General features: G+C 33.0%; 17 protein-coding genes. 4 read left to right on the top strand and 13 right to left on the bottom strand.

Features of this window, described 5'->3' with window-relative positions; all coding sequences use genetic code 11:
- Window positions 1–90: 90 nt before the first annotated feature.
- Window positions 91–1,140 (bottom strand): Fic family protein, encoded by a 1,050-nt coding sequence (locus tag QO200_RS18955; protein ID WP_371543484.1) that lies wholly within the window; start codon window positions 1,138–1,140, stop codon window positions 91–93.
- A gap of 84 nt (window positions 1,141–1,224) precedes the next feature.
- Window positions 1,225–1,677 carry an SsrA-binding protein SmpB gene (smpB, locus tag QO200_RS18950; RefSeq protein ID WP_091089906.1) on the bottom strand — a complete coding sequence of 151 codons (453 nt, stop codon included), beginning with the start codon at window positions 1,675–1,677 and terminating at the stop codon, window positions 1,225–1,227.
- A 70-nt stretch (window positions 1,678–1,747) separates the two neighbouring features.
- Between smpB and QO200_RS18945 the strand changes: the two genes are divergently transcribed.
- A complete protein-coding gene (locus tag QO200_RS18945; protein ID WP_371543481.1) occupies window positions 1,748–1,972 on the top strand; it encodes a VF530 family DNA-binding protein in 225 nt (74 codons plus the stop codon).
- Here the strand turns inward: QO200_RS18945 and QO200_RS18940 are convergent.
- The 3 genes from QO200_RS18940 to QO200_RS18930 form a co-directional block, all read right to left on the bottom strand.
- Window positions 1,969–2,520 carry a DUF3575 domain-containing protein gene (locus tag QO200_RS18940; protein WP_371543479.1) on the bottom strand — a complete coding sequence of 184 codons (552 nt, stop codon included), beginning with the start codon at window positions 2,518–2,520 and terminating at the stop codon, window positions 1,969–1,971. The genes QO200_RS18945 and QO200_RS18940 overlap by 4 nt on opposite strands.
- Before the next feature lie 113 nt (window positions 2,521–2,633).
- Complete coding sequence (locus tag QO200_RS18935; protein ID WP_371543476.1) at window positions 2,634–3,185, bottom strand: GNAT family N-acetyltransferase; 552 nt, start codon at window positions 3,183–3,185, stop codon at window positions 2,634–2,636.
- A gap of 23 nt (window positions 3,186–3,208) precedes the next feature.
- On the bottom strand, window positions 3,209–4,060 hold the full coding sequence (locus QO200_RS18930) for an aldose 1-epimerase family protein (RefSeq protein WP_371543473.1): 852 nt from the start codon (window positions 4,058–4,060) through the stop codon (window positions 3,209–3,211).
- 185 nt (window positions 4,061–4,245) lie between these two features.
- Here QO200_RS18930 and QO200_RS18925 point away from each other — a divergent pair, with 185 nt between their 5' ends.
- On the top strand, window positions 4,246–6,510 hold the full coding sequence (locus QO200_RS18925; RefSeq protein ID WP_371543470.1) for a M1 family metallopeptidase: 2,265 nt from the start codon (window positions 4,246–4,248) through the stop codon (window positions 6,508–6,510).
- 88 nt (window positions 6,511–6,598) lie between these two features.
- Here QO200_RS18925 and QO200_RS18920 read toward each other — a convergent pair whose 3' ends face one another.
- From QO200_RS18920 to QO200_RS18905, 4 genes are all read right to left on the bottom strand, one after another.
- Window positions 6,599–7,639, bottom strand: coding sequence for an agmatine/peptidylarginine deiminase (locus QO200_RS18920; protein ID WP_371543467.1), 1,041 nt, complete (start codon window positions 7,637–7,639; stop codon window positions 6,599–6,601).
- A gap of 2 nt (window positions 7,640–7,641) precedes the next feature.
- Window positions 7,642–8,529, bottom strand: coding sequence for a carbon-nitrogen hydrolase (locus QO200_RS18915; RefSeq protein WP_371543464.1), 888 nt, complete (start codon window positions 8,527–8,529; stop codon window positions 7,642–7,644).
- A 451-nt stretch (window positions 8,530–8,980) separates the two neighbouring features.
- On the bottom strand, window positions 8,981–10,717 hold the full coding sequence (locus tag QO200_RS18910) for a thiamine pyrophosphate-dependent enzyme (RefSeq protein WP_371543461.1): 1,737 nt from the start codon (window positions 10,715–10,717) through the stop codon (window positions 8,981–8,983).
- 678 nt (window positions 10,718–11,395) lie between these two features.
- A complete protein-coding gene (locus QO200_RS18905) occupies window positions 11,396–12,328 on the bottom strand; it encodes an NAD-dependent epimerase/dehydratase family protein (protein ID WP_371543459.1) in 933 nt (310 codons plus the stop codon).
- A gap of 189 nt (window positions 12,329–12,517) precedes the next feature.
- On the opposite strand from QO200_RS18905, the gene QO200_RS18900 reads away from it, so the two are divergent.
- Window positions 12,518–13,237: a hypothetical protein gene (locus QO200_RS18900; RefSeq protein WP_371543457.1), complete on the top strand. Its 720-nt coding sequence runs from the start codon at window positions 12,518–12,520 to the stop codon at window positions 13,235–13,237.
- Between the two features lie 146 nt (window positions 13,238–13,383).
- Here QO200_RS18900 and QO200_RS18895 read toward each other — a convergent pair whose 3' ends face one another.
- From QO200_RS18895 to QO200_RS18885, 3 genes are all read right to left on the bottom strand, one after another.
- Window positions 13,384–15,162, bottom strand: coding sequence for a CHASE3 domain-containing protein (locus QO200_RS18895; RefSeq protein WP_371543454.1), 1,779 nt, complete (start codon window positions 15,160–15,162; stop codon window positions 13,384–13,386).
- Window positions 15,163–15,724: 562 nt separating this feature from the next.
- A complete protein-coding gene (locus QO200_RS18890; protein WP_371543451.1) occupies window positions 15,725–16,177 on the bottom strand; it encodes a Gmad2 immunoglobulin-like domain-containing protein in 453 nt (150 codons plus the stop codon).
- An 83-nt stretch (window positions 16,178–16,260) separates the two neighbouring features.
- Window positions 16,261–17,058, bottom strand: coding sequence for a DUF1853 family protein (locus tag QO200_RS18885; RefSeq protein WP_371543448.1), 798 nt, complete (start codon window positions 17,056–17,058; stop codon window positions 16,261–16,263).
- A 540-nt stretch (window positions 17,059–17,598) separates the two neighbouring features.
- On the opposite strand from QO200_RS18885, the gene QO200_RS18880 reads away from it, so the two are divergent.
- On the top strand, window positions 17,599–17,880 hold the full coding sequence (locus QO200_RS18880; RefSeq protein WP_371543446.1) for a hypothetical protein: 282 nt from the start codon (window positions 17,599–17,601) through the stop codon (window positions 17,878–17,880).
- A gap of 311 nt (window positions 17,881–18,191) precedes the next feature.
- Here QO200_RS18880 and QO200_RS18875 read toward each other — a convergent pair whose 3' ends face one another.
- On the bottom strand, window positions 18,192–19,151 hold the full coding sequence (locus QO200_RS18875; RefSeq protein WP_371543443.1) for a DUF6624 domain-containing protein: 960 nt from the start codon (window positions 19,149–19,151) through the stop codon (window positions 18,192–18,194).
- Between the last annotated feature and the right edge of the window lie 178 nt (window positions 19,152–19,329).

Below are 19,329 nucleotides of genomic sequence, written 5' to 3'. Positions count from 1 at the left end.
AATGAGCCCGATACAATATCGAGCTCATTATTATCAAAATTAATTATAAATTTGTCCAAACTTTTGGGTTCAGTCTACGATGAGGCTTTTTTATTGACTAACAGTTTTTATATAACGTTCTAAACTTTTTTTTTCAATTTGAGCAATAAATAGCGTGAAATCGTCTTTTTTTTCTTTTGTTATTGCTGCTTTTAGAGTTTGGTAATATAAAATTCGGTCTTCATTGTCGGCCTTTATATTTGCAATAAGGTAACCATGTTGTAACAGAACACCATTCATAATCAGTCTTGATACTTTTCCATTTCCATTTATGAAAGGATGAATAGTTATAATACGCTCTTTTAAAGTAGTGGCCAATATAATTGGATGTATATTATTTTTATTCTGTTCATACCAATTAAAAAGTGTTTCTATTTCTTGAGAGATAGCTATGGGATCACAAGGACTAAAGCTTCTATCTTTTATTGTAATAGCTACAGAGCGATAGTGGCCAGCTTCTTTAGGTAGAATTCCTCTTAAAATGATAGTGTGCAAGGAGATGATTTCTTGTTCGCCAAAAGAGGCATTATTTTTAACTCTATTTTTGATAAATTCGATCGCTTCCTGATGATTAATCGCTTCGAGATGTTCTCGCATACTTTTACCAGAGATTGTTTGACCTTCATTAATAACCAAATCAGTTTCTGCTAGTGAAAGTGAATTTCCTTCCATCCAATTGCTAGCATGGGTATATTCTATTTCTAAAGCTTGAGCGATTACACTAGTTTCGGTTGTGGAAAAAGTATTTAGTTTTGCTTTAAATATATCTATTTCATTTAAAAGCTGTTGAAGAACTGTAGAAACTTTATTATTGGAAGGGCTAATATTTAGTTTAAGTTCTTCTTCGGCGGCTCGTAAGGCTTTTAAAGCAAATTCACCTTGTCCAATTTCATGGATAATTTTTTCTTTTAACCAAGAAACCATTATTGTTTCGAAATCAATTTCGAGAAGTGTAGCTAGTTTTGAGACTTGATCTTTTGTTGGTTTCCGGGAGCCACTTTCAAATTTACTTATAAGTGCTTGATCAATTCCTAAAAGTTGAGCTACTTCCCTTGTTTTTAAGTTTTTTAATTCGCGTGCTTCTTTGAGAAGTGTTTTCATTTTTAAGCCAGGATTTAAGTAGTCTTGACAAATTTAGTCATCAATACAGATCATAAAAAAGGGAAAATTATTTCCCTTGTCGATTTAAAATTCTTTCTTGATTCGGGCTAAATCTCGTTTAGTATCTTGTTCTTTTAGTGATTCTCGTTTGTCATAGGTTTTTTTACCTCTGCAAAGTCCGATCTCTAATTTAGCCAATCCTTTTTCGTTAGTAAATAACTTTAATGGCACTATAGTAAGTCCTTTAGCTTGAACACTTCGTGCTAAACTTTTTAACTCTCTTTTGTTCAACAATAATTTTCGTTCACTACGTGCTTTGTGATTGAATTGATTTCCAAAAGTATATTCTTCAATATAAGTATTTATGGCAAAAAGTTCTGTACCACTGAACTCGCAAAAGCTTTCAGTAATATTAGCCTTTCCTAAACGGATTGATTTGATTTCAGTTCCCGCCAAAACAATTCCCGCCGTGAATTTCTCGATTATTTCATAATCGTATCGGGCTCTTTTATTAAGTATGTTGATTGATTTTAGCATAGAAGTACAAATGTAGGAACAAATCGATGAATAGGCACTATTTTTTATAAAATTGATTTAAATTTGTGCTATGGAAAAGCAACAGTCAAAAGATCCGCTTCACGGAATCACACTAAAATCGATATTGGAAAAGCTCGTGGATCATTATGGTTTTGATACCTTGGGCGAATTAATAAAAATTAAATGTTTCAATGATAATCCAAGCGTGAAATCTAGTCTTACTTTTTTAAGAAAAACAGATTGGGCTAGGAAAGAAGTTGAAGAATTGTATGTGAAGAATGTAAATAAATTTTAGTTTAATTTATAAGCTATCATGACTCCACCTCTATAGGGTAACCACTCTCCACTTTTATTATAATGCTGCGCTGTTTCATAGCGCTCACCAGTACTTAAAAAATAGCCTTTGTAGAAACCTTGATGCCAGCCTCCTCCTAAAAAACATTCTAAGTAAAATTTTTCGTTTATTTTAGCCTTGTACCCAACTGTAGCACCAAGCATATAACCGTGACCAATTTCATATTTATCAGTTCTTAAATAATTCCATTTCTGAAAATTGTATTTACTCCCTCCGATATTACCACCAACATAAAAACCATTATTTTGTTCCTTAAAATTATATCTAAATTCAGTTGTTAAAGTGTAGAATTGTCTTGGAATACCATTAATAGATTTCCATGGAAGCGCCAATATGTCTACTTGAATAGAAGTTTTTTCTCCTAATTTTGTCTCTATACCTATATTTGGTGCAGTTAGCAAAGTGGTAAAAGCATTAACTTTTACGTAGGTTTGACTTTGAGATTGTACTGCAAAAAGGATGGTTAACAAAAAGAATATTTTTTTCATAGTTAAGGTGTCAAGCAATTATTTAGGGGGCTAATTGGCTTTTTATTAGTAAAAATTGAAGTTAAACACAAATGTAATTGATTTAGCATGTCTAAAAAGTAAAAAACATTATGTTAAGATTTATTTAACAATGAATAGATGATAGAATCTAAAAATTGACCTTCAAAAAATTGATTTTCAATAAAATGTGCTTCTTTAGTAAATCCACTTTTTTGCAATACTTTTTCTGAGCCAGCATTGTCTGGGTCTATCACAGCTTCTATGGTATGAAGCTTCATTATATTAAAGCCATATTCGATTACTTTTTTTAAAGCTTCGGGAATAAATCCTTTTCCATGATAATCTGGATGCAGAATATAACCTACTTCGGCACGGTAATTTTGTGGTTGGATTCGGTAATGACCTATTACTCCAATAAGCTTATCACTGTTTTTTAAAGTAATAGCCCAATTAATTCCTTCGTTTCTATCAATTGTGGCATCAATTGTTGCAATATGCGCTAAAGCGTCTTCAGGAGTTTTTGCGATAGGTCTCGGAATATATTTCATTACTTCTTTGTCTGAACGTAAAGCAAAAATTTCGTTTACATCATTATTGACAACTCTGCGTAGTGATAATCGTTCGGTTTCTAAATTTGGAAATGGATTGAAGTTTATGGATAACATCTTTTTTGGTTGTATTTAGTGAATTATAGAATTTCAATACTGAATGCGGCATTAAAAGTCTGATTTGGTTCTATTATTTGGATACCTTCTTTATCCATTAGATTTCCAGTACTATCAACAGAATCTGAATATCCAAACCACGGTTCGATACAAAGAAACGGCGCATTTATTTTTGTCCAAATTCCCAAATGAGGGAAGCTTGGATAACGCACTCTAATGAATGGCGTCTTATTTCTTAAAATCGTTAAATATTTGGAATGTAACGATTTAAAAATCAATGCATCTTTTTCAAATAATTCATAGTTTAAGGGAACCAAACTATCAGGTGCGCTAAGGACCTTAGTTTTATTAGAAATTAAATCGTTTTCTAACAGATTGTATTCTAAAGGCTCGTCTTTTTCAAATTGCAAACTATAATCTTCAAAATTTCCAGACAAAGCAAAAGCTGGATGTGCACCGATAGAAAAAGGCATTTGTGCTGTACTTTTGTTTACGACTTTATATGAAATAGATAGGCTATTGTCTTCTAATTCATACTTTACTTGGAGTTCGAAGTCAAAAGGATAATTATTTCTGGTGTCTTCTGATGATTGAATTGCAAAAGTGGCGCTATTTTTTTTCTTTTCAATTAATTCAAACTCCATATCTCTAGCAAAACCATGTCTTGATAAAGTGTATGCTGCATCATTATGTTTAAAGGTATTATCTCTTAAAGTACCTACGATTGGAAATAAAATAGGGGAGTGTTTCCCCCAAAAATCGGCATTAGCTTCCCAAATATATTCTATAGAATTGTTTTTTTTTAGTGAACATATTTCGGCACCTAAGTGCTTAATTTGTGCAGTTAAATTAGAGTTTGTTATCGTTGTTATCAAAATGAAAGTCTTATTTCGGATTAATTTTTTTATCGATGTAAATATATTTCTTAATTTTTATTTTATGTAACTAAAACCTAATTATTGTATTATAGTAAGAATTTTATTAATTTTTGACTAAACATTGAATTTAATATAATGATATGATTATTTTTTATTAATTTGGCATTCAAATAATAAAAAACATGAAAAACACTCGTTTCAAGGTCATACTCCATATGGCTCTATTATTGGGAATTTCGTCTATATGGGCACAAGAAGTTCCTGCAACTGCGGCTAATACTAAACAATCTAATTACAATTACCATGATGCTTTTGCACCATTTTTTTATTCAAAAAATGGAACAACAACACGTTCTGCAAGCGGTCAGCCAGGTGCAGAGTATTGGCAGAACAGAGCAGATTATGTTCTTACAGCAAAATTGAATACACAGAATAATGAGATTATTGGTACCGATATAATTACCTATACAAACAATAGTCCTGATGCAATGTCTTTCGTTTGGATGAATGTAGATCAAAATTTATTCAAAGCAGATTCTCGTGGTAACGCAGTTGTGCCTTTAACAGGTAGTCGCAATGGAGCGCAAGGGGAAGTCTTTGACGGAGGTCATAAAATCAAATCGGTTAAAATTGTTAATACTACTAAAGGAAAATCCACTGAAGTAGAAGCTAAATTTTTAATTACAGATACCAGAATGCAAGTTTTTCTTCCGCAAGGGCTAAAAGCAAAAGGAGGAACGGTTAAAATTAAAATCGATTTCTCTTATATTTCTCCTTTGGAAGGTTCAGACCGTACTGGAGTTTTAGACACTAAAAACGGAAAGATATTTACAATTGCTCAGTGGTATCCACGTATGTGTGTTTATGATGATGTAAGAGGTTGGAATACGAATCCGTATTTAGGTGCTTCTGAGTTTTATTTGGAATATGGAGATTTTGATATAAACATTACAGCTCCGGCAAATCACATTGTTGTTTCTTCTGGAGAGTTAGTAAACCCTACGGCTGTTTATAGCGCTGTTGAACAAAGCAGATTTGCACAAGCGAAACAAAGCGATAAAACAGTAATGATTCGTACAGAAGAAGAAGTTGCTGCTTTAGCAAATACGACTACTACAGCTACAAAAACTTGGCATTACAAATTGAAAAACGCTAGAGATTTGTCTTGGGCTTCTTCGGCGGCGTTTATTTTAGATGGTGCTAAAATCAATCTTCCAAGTGGTAAAAAATCATTAGCATTATCAGCTTACCCTGTTGAAAGTGCAGGAAATGAAGCTTGGGGACGTTCAACAGAATTTACTAAGGCTTCTATCGAAAACTACTCTAAAAGATGGTTTGAATACTCTTATCCAGTAGCTACAAATGTGGCGGGAAATGAAGGCGGAATGGAATATCCTGGAATCGTTTTTTGTGGATGGAAATCTAAAGGAGAAGATTTATGGGGAGTTACAGATCATGAATTTGGTCACAACTGGTTTCCTATGATTGTGGGTTCAAATGAACGTTTATTCGCTTGGATGGATGAAGGATTCAATACTTTCATTAATTCATTATCATCAGTAGACTTCAATAATGGGGAATACAAGGCAGAACCGAATGATTTACACCAAAGAGCTGAAACTCTAACGGGTACTGATTTAGAAACTATTATGAGCTCTCCTGATAATATGAAGGAAGCTAATATTGGAGTTTTAGCGTATTACAAGCCAAGTTCAGGCTTAGTTATTTTGCGTGAACAAGTATTAGGACCAGAACGTTTTGATTTGGCTTTCCGCACTTATGTGGAGCGTTGGGCTTTTAAACATCCTACACCAGATGATTTCTTCAGAACTATCGAGAACGTTGCAGGAGAAGATTTAAGTTGGTTTTGGAGAGGTTGGTTTCAATACAATTGGCGTTTTGACCAAGGGGTTAATGCAATCAAATACGTAAAAAATGATCCAAAGCAAGGGGTGGTAATTACCGTTGAGAATTTCGAAAAAATGCCTATGCCTATCATTCTTGATGTGAAAACAAAAAGTGGAAAGGTAGAAAGAGTTAAATTGCCAGTTGAAATCTGGCAGAAAAACACAGAGTGGTCCTTTAAGCATCATTCTACAGAGGAAATTGAAAGCATCACTTTAGACCCAGACCATGTTTTCCCAGATAGTAATGAAGCTAATAATGTATGGACTGCTGCCAAAGGAGTCATTGAAAAAGCTATTATTTTAGATGGCTATTTAGGGACGTTTTCAAGTAAACAAATTCCTTTGAAAATCACTTTTTTTGAAGAAAAAAATACGCTGATGACACAAGCGACAGGGCAATCGCCTTTTCCTTTAGAAATTGCTGGAATTGATAAATTTAAATTTACTCCCGCTGGAGTTGAAATTCAATTCAATGAAGGTAAATCGGAATTCACTCTACATCAGGGAGGGCAAAATTTTATTTTTACAAAAGATAAATAATAGGAGACAAAGTTTCTCATAAAAAAAAACGCCAACTTCATAGTTGGCGTTTTTTTTTGCTTTACATTTAAAAGTAATCACTTAATATTTATTCTGGTATTTGTTGACTCAAACAATGAAGTGTTCCAAATCCCCAAATTAAATCAATAGCACTAATTCCAATGATTTCTCGATCTGGAAAGCATTCTGCAAGGATGTTTAAAGCTACACGATCATTAGCATCATTAAAGGTAGGAACCAAAACACATTGATTCATTATTAGAAAGTTAGCATAACTCGCCGGCAATCTTAAATCTTCAAAATCGATTCGCTTAGGCATCGGTAAAGCCACAACAATAGGCGCTTTTCCGTTTTCTAACTTGGCATTTTGTAAACGTTTTAAATTGTCTTGCAAAGGTTTATAATTAGCATCATTTACATCGGTTTCAATAATTGTTACTATTGTATCTTCGTTGATAAAGCGACATAAATCATCAATGTGCCCATGAGTATCATCTCCTTCAACTCCGTTACCTAACCAAATCACATTAGTAATTCCAAGGTATTCCTTGAAAACCGCTTCGTAATCAGCTTTAGTAAAACCAGGATTTCTAACCTGGATATCAGGATGCATTAAACATTCTTCGGATGTCAATAAAGTCCCTCTTCCATTACTATCAATTGCACCACCTTCTATAATTACTGGTTTTCCTTTATGCATAACTTGCGTAAGCGGAATATCTAGAAAGTTCGCTACTGTAGCCGGAATATGTTTGTCTAATTGATAGTTTTTATATTTTGCCCAACCATTAAAATTAAAATTCAAGGCTTCTCTAGCGTCTCCATTTTTGATTACAATAGGACCAGAATCACGCATCCAACTTCTATTCGTTTTTTGAATAATAAATGAAACATTGTCTAGGTTAACTCTTGCCATTTCTAGCATTTCGCTTACTTTTTCTTTCTGTTTTTCATCGGCAACTACTAAAAATACGGTTTCATAAGTAGCCACTTTTTTAATATATTCAACAAAAGCCCACTGGATAGCTTCGTACTTTCCAGGCCAGTCTTTTCCGTTATGCGGAAAGCAAAGTAAAATACCTTGTTGTTTTTCCCATTCAGCAGGAAACCTTCTTTTATTTTCAGTCATAATTAGTCAATTGCTCTTTTAGTAATATCTCCAAAAGCATCAATTCGTCGGTCTCTAAAAAACGGCCAATTCTGACGGACATTTTCTTGTAAATCTAAATCAACTTCAGCTATTAAAATTTCTTCTTTATCGTGTGAGGCTTGCGCCAAAATTTCACCTTGTGGTCCAGCGATAAAGGAAGCTCCCCAAAACTGTATACCGTCCGTATCAGGTAAATATTGCTCTAAACCAATTCTGTTTGCCGCAGCGACATAAACGCCATTTGCAACCGCATGACCTTTCATGACATTCATCCAGGCGCCATATTGGTTTTCACCATACTGCTCTTTCTCTCCCGGATGCCATCCTATTGCTGTTGGGTAAAACAAGACCTCAGCACCTTTAAGAGCCGTAAGTCTAGCCGCTTCTGGATACCATTGATCCCAGCAAATTAATGTTCCAATTTTTCCTTTTTGTGTTGGAATTGTTTTAAAACCTAAATCACCAGGAGTGAAATAGAATTTTTCGTAGAAATGAGGATCGTCTGGAATGTGCATTTTTCGGTATAAACCTGCTTCTGAACCATCAGTATCAATAATATAGGCACTGTTATGGTAGATTCCAGCCATTCTTTTTTCGAAAAAAGGAACAATGATTACCACGCCTAATTCTTTTGCCAAAGCACTAAAGGCTATAAACGAAGTGCTGTAAAGCGGTTCAGCTAGCGCAAAATTATCAACGTCTTCACTTTGACAGAAATAATGACTACTGTATAATTCCGGTAAAGAGATTACTTCAGCGCCTTGACTTGCAGCGTCGCGAACCCAAATTAAACATTTTTTCAGGTTGTTTTCGGCAACATCGTTAAGATTAAGCTGGATAACTGCTATTTTATATTTTTTATTTGACATTGTATAAATTTTAGAGTGCAAAAATAGTGAATTTTATAAAGATAGAAAATTGGAAAATTAGAAAAGGATGTATTTTCTTTTTATTGCTTTTTTAATTTATTTCTCATGAATCTCAATAACAGCTTGCAGGAGTGCAGTCAAGTAGTTTGGATATTCTTATTGTAATCATTTTATTAGTCTAACGTAACCGTAGCTGTTAGTTTTAGTGATTGTATTTATAATGTCATTTTTGTATACTAATTTAAAAAACAGGTAAAGTCGTTATGAAAAGATAAATTGACCGTTGGATCATGAAAAAAAAATAGAAATCAATTTTTGTTTTAGTATAAAACAGAAAATTGCCTAAAAATACTAATTGGGGTTTTTCACTTATTTGAAATATTCCTTTGATCTAAAAAATAAAAGGGAATAATAGTTTATTTGTGTTTCTATATGCTAGAAAAATCAATTATTACAACACTTCTTTTAAGTGCTTGTAATTTGTTTTTATCATTTCTAACACTTCATCCATGTTTCCACCCAAGATCATTTTGCTCATTGATAAAGCATAGCCTTTCATTTGTTCGAACTCCATTTTTGGCGGCATTGCTAATGCTTGTGGGTTTGTAAATACATTAACTAAAACAGGTCCATCATGAATAAAGGCATCCTCTAATGTCTTTTTTACTGCATCAGGATGGTTCACAGTGATTCCTTTGAAACCCATAGCTTGTGCTACCAATTCAAAATCTGGATTTACCATATATGTTTCATTATTGGGCAAGCCTTCTACCTGCATTTCTAATTGTACCATTCCCAAAGAACGGTTATTAAATACAACTAGTTTTATAGGTAGATTGTATTGTTTGATAGTGGCGAGATCGCCTAATAACATAGAAATACCTCCATCTCCACAAAAAGCAATGACTTGTCTGTCAGGATAGGCTAATTGTGCTCCTATAGCCATTGGCATGGCATTGGCCATAGAACCATGATTGAAAGAACCTAACATCTTGCGTTTTCCAGTGCCGTGAATGTATCGTGCTCCCCAAACGCAGCACATACCTGTGTCTACGGTAAAAATAGTATCGTCATTTGCCATATCGTTAATGGTGGATGCTACAAATTCTGGACTTATATGATTTTCTGACCCGGAATCTTCTACATAGATGTTCAGGTTTTCTTTTACTTTTGCGTATAATTCTAATTGCGCATTTAAGAAACTATCATCTTCTTTTTCTTTGATTAGTGGCAATAATGCGGCAATCGTATCCGTTATTTTTCCGGTTAAACCCATTTCTAATTTTGCGCGTCTACCTAATCTTTCTGGTTTTTCATCAACTTGAACAAGTTTGTTCGTTACGGGCATAAAATGTTCGTAAGGAAAATCCGTTCCCAGTAATAGTACAACATCAGATTCGTGCATCGCGTGATACGCAGATGGAACACCGAGCAAACCTGTCATACCCACTTCATAAGGATTATTGTGTTGCATTCCCATTTTTCCTCTAAAAGAATAGCCAATAGGAGCTTTTAGTAGTGCAGCCAGTTTTATAATATCATCATGAGCTTCTCTAGCGCCAATACCACAGTAAATAGAAATTTTGGGATGTTTGTTAACGAGATCTGCTAATTTTTGTATTTCGTTGTCCGATGGTCTAAAAACGGTTTCACTATGATAATTATACATTGAAGTAGCACTTTCTATGGCAGGCATAGCAGATACATCACCAGGTAAACCAAAGACAGCAACTCCCTTTTTGTGAATAGCATTTTGGATTGCCGTTTGTAGCATTCGTGGCACTTGAGTGGGTGTAGTCGCTATTTGGTTGTACACACTACAATCATCAAATAATTTATAAGTATTAGTTGATTGGAAATAATCAACTCCAAATTCAGGCGTATTAATCGTTGACGCAATGGCGATAATTGGAACACCTGAACGGTTAGCGTCATATAAACCATTTATTAAATGTATATGCCCTGGTCCGCTGCTTCCTGCACAACAAGCTAGTCCATCTAATTCTCCTTCAGCCGCTGCCGCATAGGCGCCAACTTCTTCATGGCGAACGTGAATCCATTTAATTTTTCCATTTCTTCTAACGGCGTCATTTAACTCGTTTAGACTATCACCAGTGATAGCATATATTCTTTTTACATTATTACTAATCAACATCTCTACGATTTGGTCTGCTACTTTTTTTGACATATTTATTGTTTTTTGAAAAGTGTTGGTAAACGCTCTTCTGAATTAATGCCTTATAAATTATAGGGCTTGGTAAAATTTATTTCCGTCTATAAAAAATGATGGAGTGCCATTGACATTGCTAAGAATGGTATATTCAAAACCAAGATGGTTTTTTCTGATTTGCTGTAAATCCCTTGTAGTTACTACTCAATTTTAGCTATTCAATCAGTATTGATCGGTTTTGCTCTATTAGCGTTTTTTTGTTTTAGCTAAGATAGTCATAAACTATAATAAATTAATGTGAAAAATTGCCAGTTAATGTTAAGGATATCTTTATTGAAATAATTTTGGTTGGAGTAATTATGAAGACGATTGATTATTGGAATACGGGCTACTCTTAAAGCTAACTAATATATTCGTAAATGATTATGAAAATAGTATTTGTTCCAAAGAGGTAAAACTCCATTTCAGAATCACAAGAATGTCCATTTTTTCTCTTTAAAAAGACACGAGACCTAAGAATATTTAAGTTTTGTTTAACAAAGGACCACAAAGAAATCTTATACTTAGAAAGATTCGTAAATAAGTAAAAGCAAATGTAGTGCGTGAAAAGTCGGGATACATTTGCTCAGTTTACTTAGTGTAATTATAGTGTAGTGTTAAAGATTCGAAAATATACTTTGTTTTGCCTTTTGTTATTTAGGTTATCTTAAAGTCGTTAATTATTGTTTTAATTCCTTCTGAGTATGCCGTTACTTTAAAATTTGGGAATCTAGTTTTGAATTTTGAAGAATCAAAGATATTATCAATCGCATAACGAGGCAGTAATTCCTGAGTTTCTTTAAGGTTATGGTCAAAGAAGGAACCTATTTTTAGGACAAATTTACTGAGTACTTTGTATTGTATTTCTCGTCCTAATTGGCGTCCGATTTCGGCAATAAATTGCTTGTAGGTTAATCTATTGTCGTCACAAGGTAAATGCCAGGTTTGCCCATAGGTATCAGCCGTATTACCAATTAACGCCATCGCTTTACTGGCATCAGGAGTAAAGATTAGTGTTCGTAGTACAGAATCTTTTAGGAATACCTTAGGTTCTTTTCCATTTTTAAGATTTTCGAAAATCAAACTATTAGTAAGACCTTTCGTTTTACCAGGACCATAGAACTCAGGTGCTCTGCAAATTACTGCTTCGATTTCTTTGTTCGCTATCGCTTTTAATAGCAATTCGGCAGCCAGTTTCTTTCCTTTTCCTTTTTTTCCTTCAGAACTAAAAGGCGTTTCTTCAGTTTGGATTTTGCTACCTTGGGAATAAGCGTAGGTATTATCAAAGTAAACGAGTTTGCAGCGGTTCTTTTTACAGGCGGCGATTGTGTTTTGCATAACAATTAACCAATCCGTAAGCCATATTTCAGAATCGTAGGGAAGGCCCACTGTTAGATAGGCAATCTCAGTATTTTCAAGTGCTAAAATGACATTTTCTGGATCGAGTAGGTTTGCTTTAAAAAGAAGATCTTCTGGATGTACTTTTTGGGGGTTGCGTCCCACTAATCTAATTTGGTCACTATAATTTTTACGTAATTCATGTGCTAATTCTTCACCTATTATTCCGTTAGCTCCTAATATTGTTTGCATTTTATATTTTTTTCTTGTCGCTTGTTTCTAAGAGTGCTAAGGTAAGAATAATATGCGCGGTATATTTCGATATGGAAAGCAACAATAAGTAATAGTAATGAAGATATAAGTATATATAATGAGACTTAAATTTAAAAGATAAGAAAAAGCGACTATTTTTGTTTCTTAGAATCAATCAAATACATGATTATGAAAACTATTTTTAAAGCAGCTCTAATTGTCATCACATTAACTTTTAGCAGCAGCTCAATATTGGCTCAATCGAAGGATAAAAAAGCGGATGCAATCGTAAAAGAAATGCTAACTGCTATGGGCGGAGAGAATAATTACAATAACACTCATTTTATCGAATGGGATTTTGTGAACAGAAAACTCATTTGGGATAAATGGACGGGAGATGTTCGAGTAGAGAACCCAACAGCAAATCAAGTGATTTTAGTAAATATCAACACGTTAAAAGGGAAGGTATACGAGAATGGTATATTAGTAAAAGACGAAACTAAGGCGAACGGTTTGCTTGAAAAAGGGAAGAATTGGTGGATTAATGATTCGTATTGGCTTGTGATGCCTTGGAAATTACAAGATCCTGGAGTGCACCTTACTTATGTTAAGACAGACAAATTACCAAATGGTAAAACGGCAGATATCTTGCAACTTACTTTTAGTGCTGTAGGCGTAACTCCCGAAAATAAATACTGGCTGTATGTCGATAAAGAAAATCACTTAATACAGCAATGGGCGTATTATAAAAATTTTAATGATGCTGAGCCAAAGTTCTTGAAGCCATGGAATAACTATCAAAAAGCGGGTAACATCTTGCTTTCTTTTGACAGACCTAATGAAGATGTCGGTCCAAAAAATGTAATAGTTAAAACTAATCTGGATGCTTCTATTTTTACGGAACTTTAAAAAGTAAGTATTTTTATTTACATTTCGATTATAAAAAAACCAGTCTCTATTTAGACTGGTTTTTTATTGTTAAAGATTAGAATCTTTAGCTATTTCAGGACAAGACATTGGGGAAAACGATGCTTTCGCAAGCTTATATAATAAGTCTAACGTTCCACTAATTCAATAATTTTAGAATATAAAACTCTTTCGTCAAGTGGTTTTGAAATATAATCATTCATACCTATTTCTTTGCATTTTTCAACATCAACTGTTGTTACATCTGCTGTTAAAGCAATGATTGGAATTTTTGACTTCATTGTGTTGCGAATATATTCTGTAGCTTCAAATCCATTCATTTCGGGCATCTGCAAGTCCATCAAAATAATATCGTAAGATTCTGTTTGTAGTTTCTCAATAGCAATTTTTCCATTGTCAGCAATATCATATTTGAAGTTGAAATCGTCCAAAATTATTTTCATTAATAATTGATTTAGTTTAATATCTTCAACCAATAGTACTTTTATAACCTTGATTTCATCATCCAATTCTAAGTCTATAGTTTCTGATTTAATTGCTGCATTGGTTTTTTTAAAGGTTAAAGTGAAACTGAACGTTGCTCCTTCGTTAATTTTACTTTTTACCGAAATAGTTCCTCCTTGTTTTTCCACTAATTGTTTACAGATGCCAAGTCCTAATCCTGTTCCTCCAAAGACTCTAGAAGATGAACTTGTTGCTTGTTGAAAGTTTTCAAAAATGTATTCTAATTCATCTTCTGCTATTCCTATTCCTGTGTCGGTAATTGCAAACTCAATGGTTACTTTCTCTTCATCTTCATTCAACAAACGAACAGCTATGGTAATTTTTCCTTTTGATGTAAACTTTAGAGCATTACCCAAAAGGTTTAAAAGAATTTGGTGTAGACGTACTTTATCACCTATTAACACTTCTGGAATTTTCTTGTCATATTCTTTAACTAACTCTAAATTCTTTTCCTTAATTTTTAAATCAAATACCTGAATCATGCTTGATATTGAAGATTCCACTTTAAAAGGTATTTGTTCAAATGTCATTTTACCTGCATCTACTTTTGCTAAATCCAGTATATCATTAATGAGTATGATTAATCCATCGCTACTGGTTTTTATAGCATCCAAATATTCTTTTTGCTTAGGTGCTAAATCTGTTTTTAACATAGTCTTTGTAAATCCAAGAATCGCATTCATTGGTGTGCGGATTTCATGGCTCATATTGGCTAAAAATTGTTGTTTGGAAGATAATGCTACGGTTAATACTTCTTCCGATTTCAGGAGATGTTTTTTCAGTTTTAAGGATTTGTTATTAATAATCATTAAAAAAGTTGCGATTAATATGGAGATAATGCCTCCTAAAATAACGTAAAGTTGGGCAAGGAAATAACTGTCAACGGCAATTTTATTTTTATCAATTAATGATCGTTCTTCTAATTTATCCATGTTATAGGAGAGTTTTCTAATGTCGTCCATTATTCGTTTTCCTCTCTGTGTTGAAATAATTTCGATTGCTGCACTTAATCCAATCTGCTCCCTGACATTAATAATTTCGACACTTGATGCAATTTTTAAATCAATAAGTTGTTTAAGCGAATCCAGTTTTACTACTTGAATTGGGTTATCTTTAACCAAATTCTGCAAATGCAAAATGTTTTTTTTAATTTTTGGCTTAGCCAAAGCATTAGGTTCTATATAAGCTTTATTCCCTGTCAAGGCAAAACCTCTTGCACCAGTTTCAATATCTTTTAACAATGAAAGATTGTTAGCCAAACCCATTTGCACCTCGTAAGTATGAATAACCTTGTTAGAATTATTATTTAACTCATAAATATTCTTTAACGAGAATACTACGATCAAAATTAAAATAGTAAATATGATGACGGAAATAAAGAAACTGTCTTTTGTAATTTTCATTTTGTATTAGTGTTTGTCATCTTTACTTAATGGCACAAAGCTTGATGTTAGCACTGTCCCAATAGTGTAGGACTCAACTTCCCGCGCCTTCGAGAGGCAACAGAGTTTTTCTACTGAACGAAGATAAGTAATAAATTGGTAATTCCACTAAACCCCGCAATCTTACCAAACGGCTCTTATATGAACCCCATTATTTTTAATTCTACTTCAATTGTAGAATTATCTAAAATTAAAATTATTTTTGACTTTTAGTTAATTCTGGATAGTTGAGTTTACAAGTTCGTAAAACCTTGGAATAACTATCAAAAAGCGGGTAATATCTTGCTTTCTTTTGATAGGCCCAATGAAGATGTTGGACCAAAAAATGTAATAGTTAAAACTAATTTGGATATTTCTATTTTTACGGAACTTTAAAAAGTTTGTATTTCTAATTACTTTTTCGATTATGTAAAAACCATTCTTTTAAGGTTGGCTTTGTATTGGTAAAGATTATATTCTTTGCATATTTTAGAAGAAGACAGATGCTTGCGACAGAATGGAATTACCAGAGATCCTTGCGCCGTCAATTGAGAGGTATTGGTAATTCATGGTTGCGGATACCGTCTTTTGCGCTTACTTCAAATAGAATAAGAGTTAACGTTGAAAACTCCTCTTTTTTCTCAATATCAAATGTAAAGTCAAAGTTACCCCATTTTGGTGCGCCAGCGTCGGTGGTTGTAAAACCGCTTTTCAATTCGTTATGTCCATCCTCAATTACCCAATTAATGTTTGCTTCCCAAACTTGAGCTTGTCCTTGTATACGGAACTTATTATCATTTATCTTTTCTACCGTTACTTGGCGAAAATTTTCATTTGAAAATGCTGTAGCTATTTGTTTTTTTTGCTCAATGGACTTCATTACTTGAACTGTATCAACAGAAGTCGAGGTAGCGTTGCTTTTAGTTTCGTCGCTTTTTTGTTTGTTGCATGCAAATACTAGTAGTGCCAGTAAACAGATTGTTAGTTTTATCTTCATAGTTTTTATATTTTTAGATGGCCTTTCTTTAATTCCCTACAGTAGTCAGTTCTGCTTTTTTTTAATGATCAAAAATAAACCTGCTACCACCACACAATAAAAAATTCTAAATAGGAATCTTTGTGTTTTTGCCAACACAATGGCGCTTGTTTCTCTTTAATACTTGTGTGAATATATTTTTTTATTTCATTAAAGTGGTTCCAAATTTCGTTTTCTGATGGATCCATTCCCCATTCCTTTTTTGAAGGGATATAATAGTTTTTTTCGGGATTATCCAAGTTAATAAATGATCCAAGGTTTACATAGTAGCCTTTTATGGCTTTTGCATATATAGGGCTAAAAGTTCCTTTGTATTGATAAGGAATAAATAAGGAAACTAATAAACAGATTGCTTGAGAAATCGTGTCGATTGCTAAAGTATCAAACGATGATTTAGTACAATTATGGTAAAGTAAAGGAAACTGTTTTGTTTTTAATTTTTCTAATTTCTCTTTCAAAGAATCATTTCTATTTGGACCAATCCAATTATTTATTGGTTCCGCAGAAATACTTGGGTCAAACACATAAAACTTATAAGCCAATTCCAAATGGATTAACTTTTCTGTATTTTCATCTTCAATAATAAAATCAATTTCGCCTATAGTTTTTTTATCTTCAATTATCTGTATATTTTCATATCGCACTTTGTAGTTAGTTGATGATTTAATTAATTCAGAAACAATTTTTTCTACTAAATGTCCCAATCTCACGTTGGTTGGTAGTTGAAATTCCAGATCAGTTGTCCTGTTTAAGGATGATAAATCAAAAGTTTGTATCCCAGTAATAGAAGAGTCCAGACTACTCGCTTTTAGTATTGATGTTATCCTTGACTTCGTTTTCATTTTATAGTAGGTATTAGTGTAGTTTGTTTCACAAAGAGATAAAAAGGAAACGGAGAAACTTGCAGTTTTTTAACAGATACAAGTTTTTTGCTTTTTATATCGTTTTAATAATAGAAGACCATATAAGATTTTTGTTTCACAAAGATACATAGAGCAAATTCAGGGATTTGCTAAAAAACACAAAAAGAATTTCTTCAAACTTCGTCATTGTGAGTAACCAAGTAATTATGCTTAGAACATTTTGCATAAACGTATCAAATTATATGCTAAAGTAGGACCTGGCACAAATTCAGAAGGGACTAGAATAGCTAGATTAATTCAGTACAAATAGCTATTCCATTTTTCTTGGTTTTGCTCGTTTGAATTAAAAGCTAAAAAGTAAAGAAGCCAAGATATAAAAGTAATTAAAGGTTTGTTAAATTAATAATAACACAAGTTAGCAAGAAGTAAAATGTATTTATATTTGTTATACTATCGCCATTTAAATGTAGATAGTGTACTAAAGCAATGGAGCTATTTATTAATACAAATTAAATAATTATGACTATAAATTTTGAGATCATCGAGAAGGAAAAGATAGAAACTTTAAAATTTCCACATACTGAAGTCTTAGAAGACGATATGGCTATTAGCCAAAGAAAAAATGAATTAGAACGCGCGCTTTCCTTAGGGAATTTAGAACATTCAAAAATTCAAATTTTCTTTGAAGATGATTTGTCACAAAAAATGGTCGAAACCACAGTTTGGGCATTAACGGATGAAAGTGTTGTGTTAAAAAAAGGAGTTGGAATCCCAATTAATAGAATTTTAAAAATCGCCTAAAATTGAATCTCCTGCAAAGATGCCTCTGTAAAGGTTTTCTGCAACGTTTGTCATTTAGACAAAGCAGAAATCTTCGCATAAACGATATAGGAGTTCTTGTATCAAAAAGATAAACAGAGGCTGCATCGAGATGAGCTAAGAATTACAAAGAATTATTGCAAGGATTGAAGCAATAAAACTAAGAGTATTTTTTACAAACGTATCTAATTATATTCTAGAATAGGAGAGATTACAGAGTCAGGAGTTATTTATGAAGCTGGTAAAGCATCTATACAAGAACCTTACTAAAGGATTCTTGCATAGTGAATGATCTAATTTTTCTGCTTACTCATTTTTTCAATTTCAGGTAAATCTTTTTTATACTGATCTATGTCCCAAACAATATTCCAAAATTTAACATAATCAGACAAAGGATCTAGACCAACTTCTGCTCTTCTTTTATCTACATTGTCAGGATCTTCTAAAGGAAGTACATATTGAGTTTTTGTTACAGGATTTGTTCCTACTTGACTACCGTAAATTTGTTTTCTACCTTGTCTTAATGCAACTCTATCTTCTAACAATGCTAACGAATCAGAATTTGCATTTCCTTTTTTCACGGCTTCTCTCATCATTGGTAAATACCTTTGTTGGATTTTTAAATTTGAATGCTGAATTACAAGAAATACTGTTTGGTTTGCTTGTTGACCAACGACATCTTTCCCAGCCCAACCTTTTTCATCCAATATTTTTACGATTCTCTTTAAGTTCAAACTGTCTTTTAGAACCATAATTTTTCCTAAGCTATCCATTTCTTTCCCTTGGTAGCCGTATTTTTTTTGTGCAGAAAAATACTGATTTCTTATTTCTTGGTCTTCTTTTAATATCTCAAGTAATTCCTTTTGTAATGGCTTATCGTATTTTGCTTCCACTAATTCTGTCTTTTTTTGAAGATCTGAAATAATTTTGTTGAATTTTTTCTCATTTCGGACATTATCTAAATCAGAATCTGTGTTGATATGATTTAAATTATCGAATCCATTATTTATTGCGGTTTCCAACCATTTTAATGAATTCTTTTTGTCATTTGCAAGCGATGCAGCGCAAGCTGCATTGTAAAAATTTTCTTTTAACTCAGGTTTGGTCTTAAAGGCTTTTTCAAAAAAGGCTGTTGAGATTGTATAATTTTTTATTTCATAGCAAGAATCTGCTTTTTTTATTAAATCGTCGTAGTTCTGTCCGTAAGAAGTTAAAATTGTAGCAAATAATGCTAAAAAAGTTATTTTGTTCATATTTTCTCTATATTTCTTTTCCTTAATACGTAACGTTTTGCCACTTAGCGAGGTTGTGGACTTTTGAAAACGAGTACTTTCGGCTCTACGTAATCGTCATTTGGATATTCCGCTGCAAAGGTCGCCACGATTCCGCTACAAAGTGCACCACGATTCCGCTGCAAAGTACACCATCCAT

It is taken from the genome of Flavobacterium sp. Arc3 (genome assembly GCF_041431375.1).
Taxonomy (GTDB): Bacteria; Bacteroidota; Bacteroidia; order Flavobacteriales; family Flavobacteriaceae; genus Flavobacterium.
This window is presented reverse-complemented; position numbering and strand designations above follow the sequence as displayed.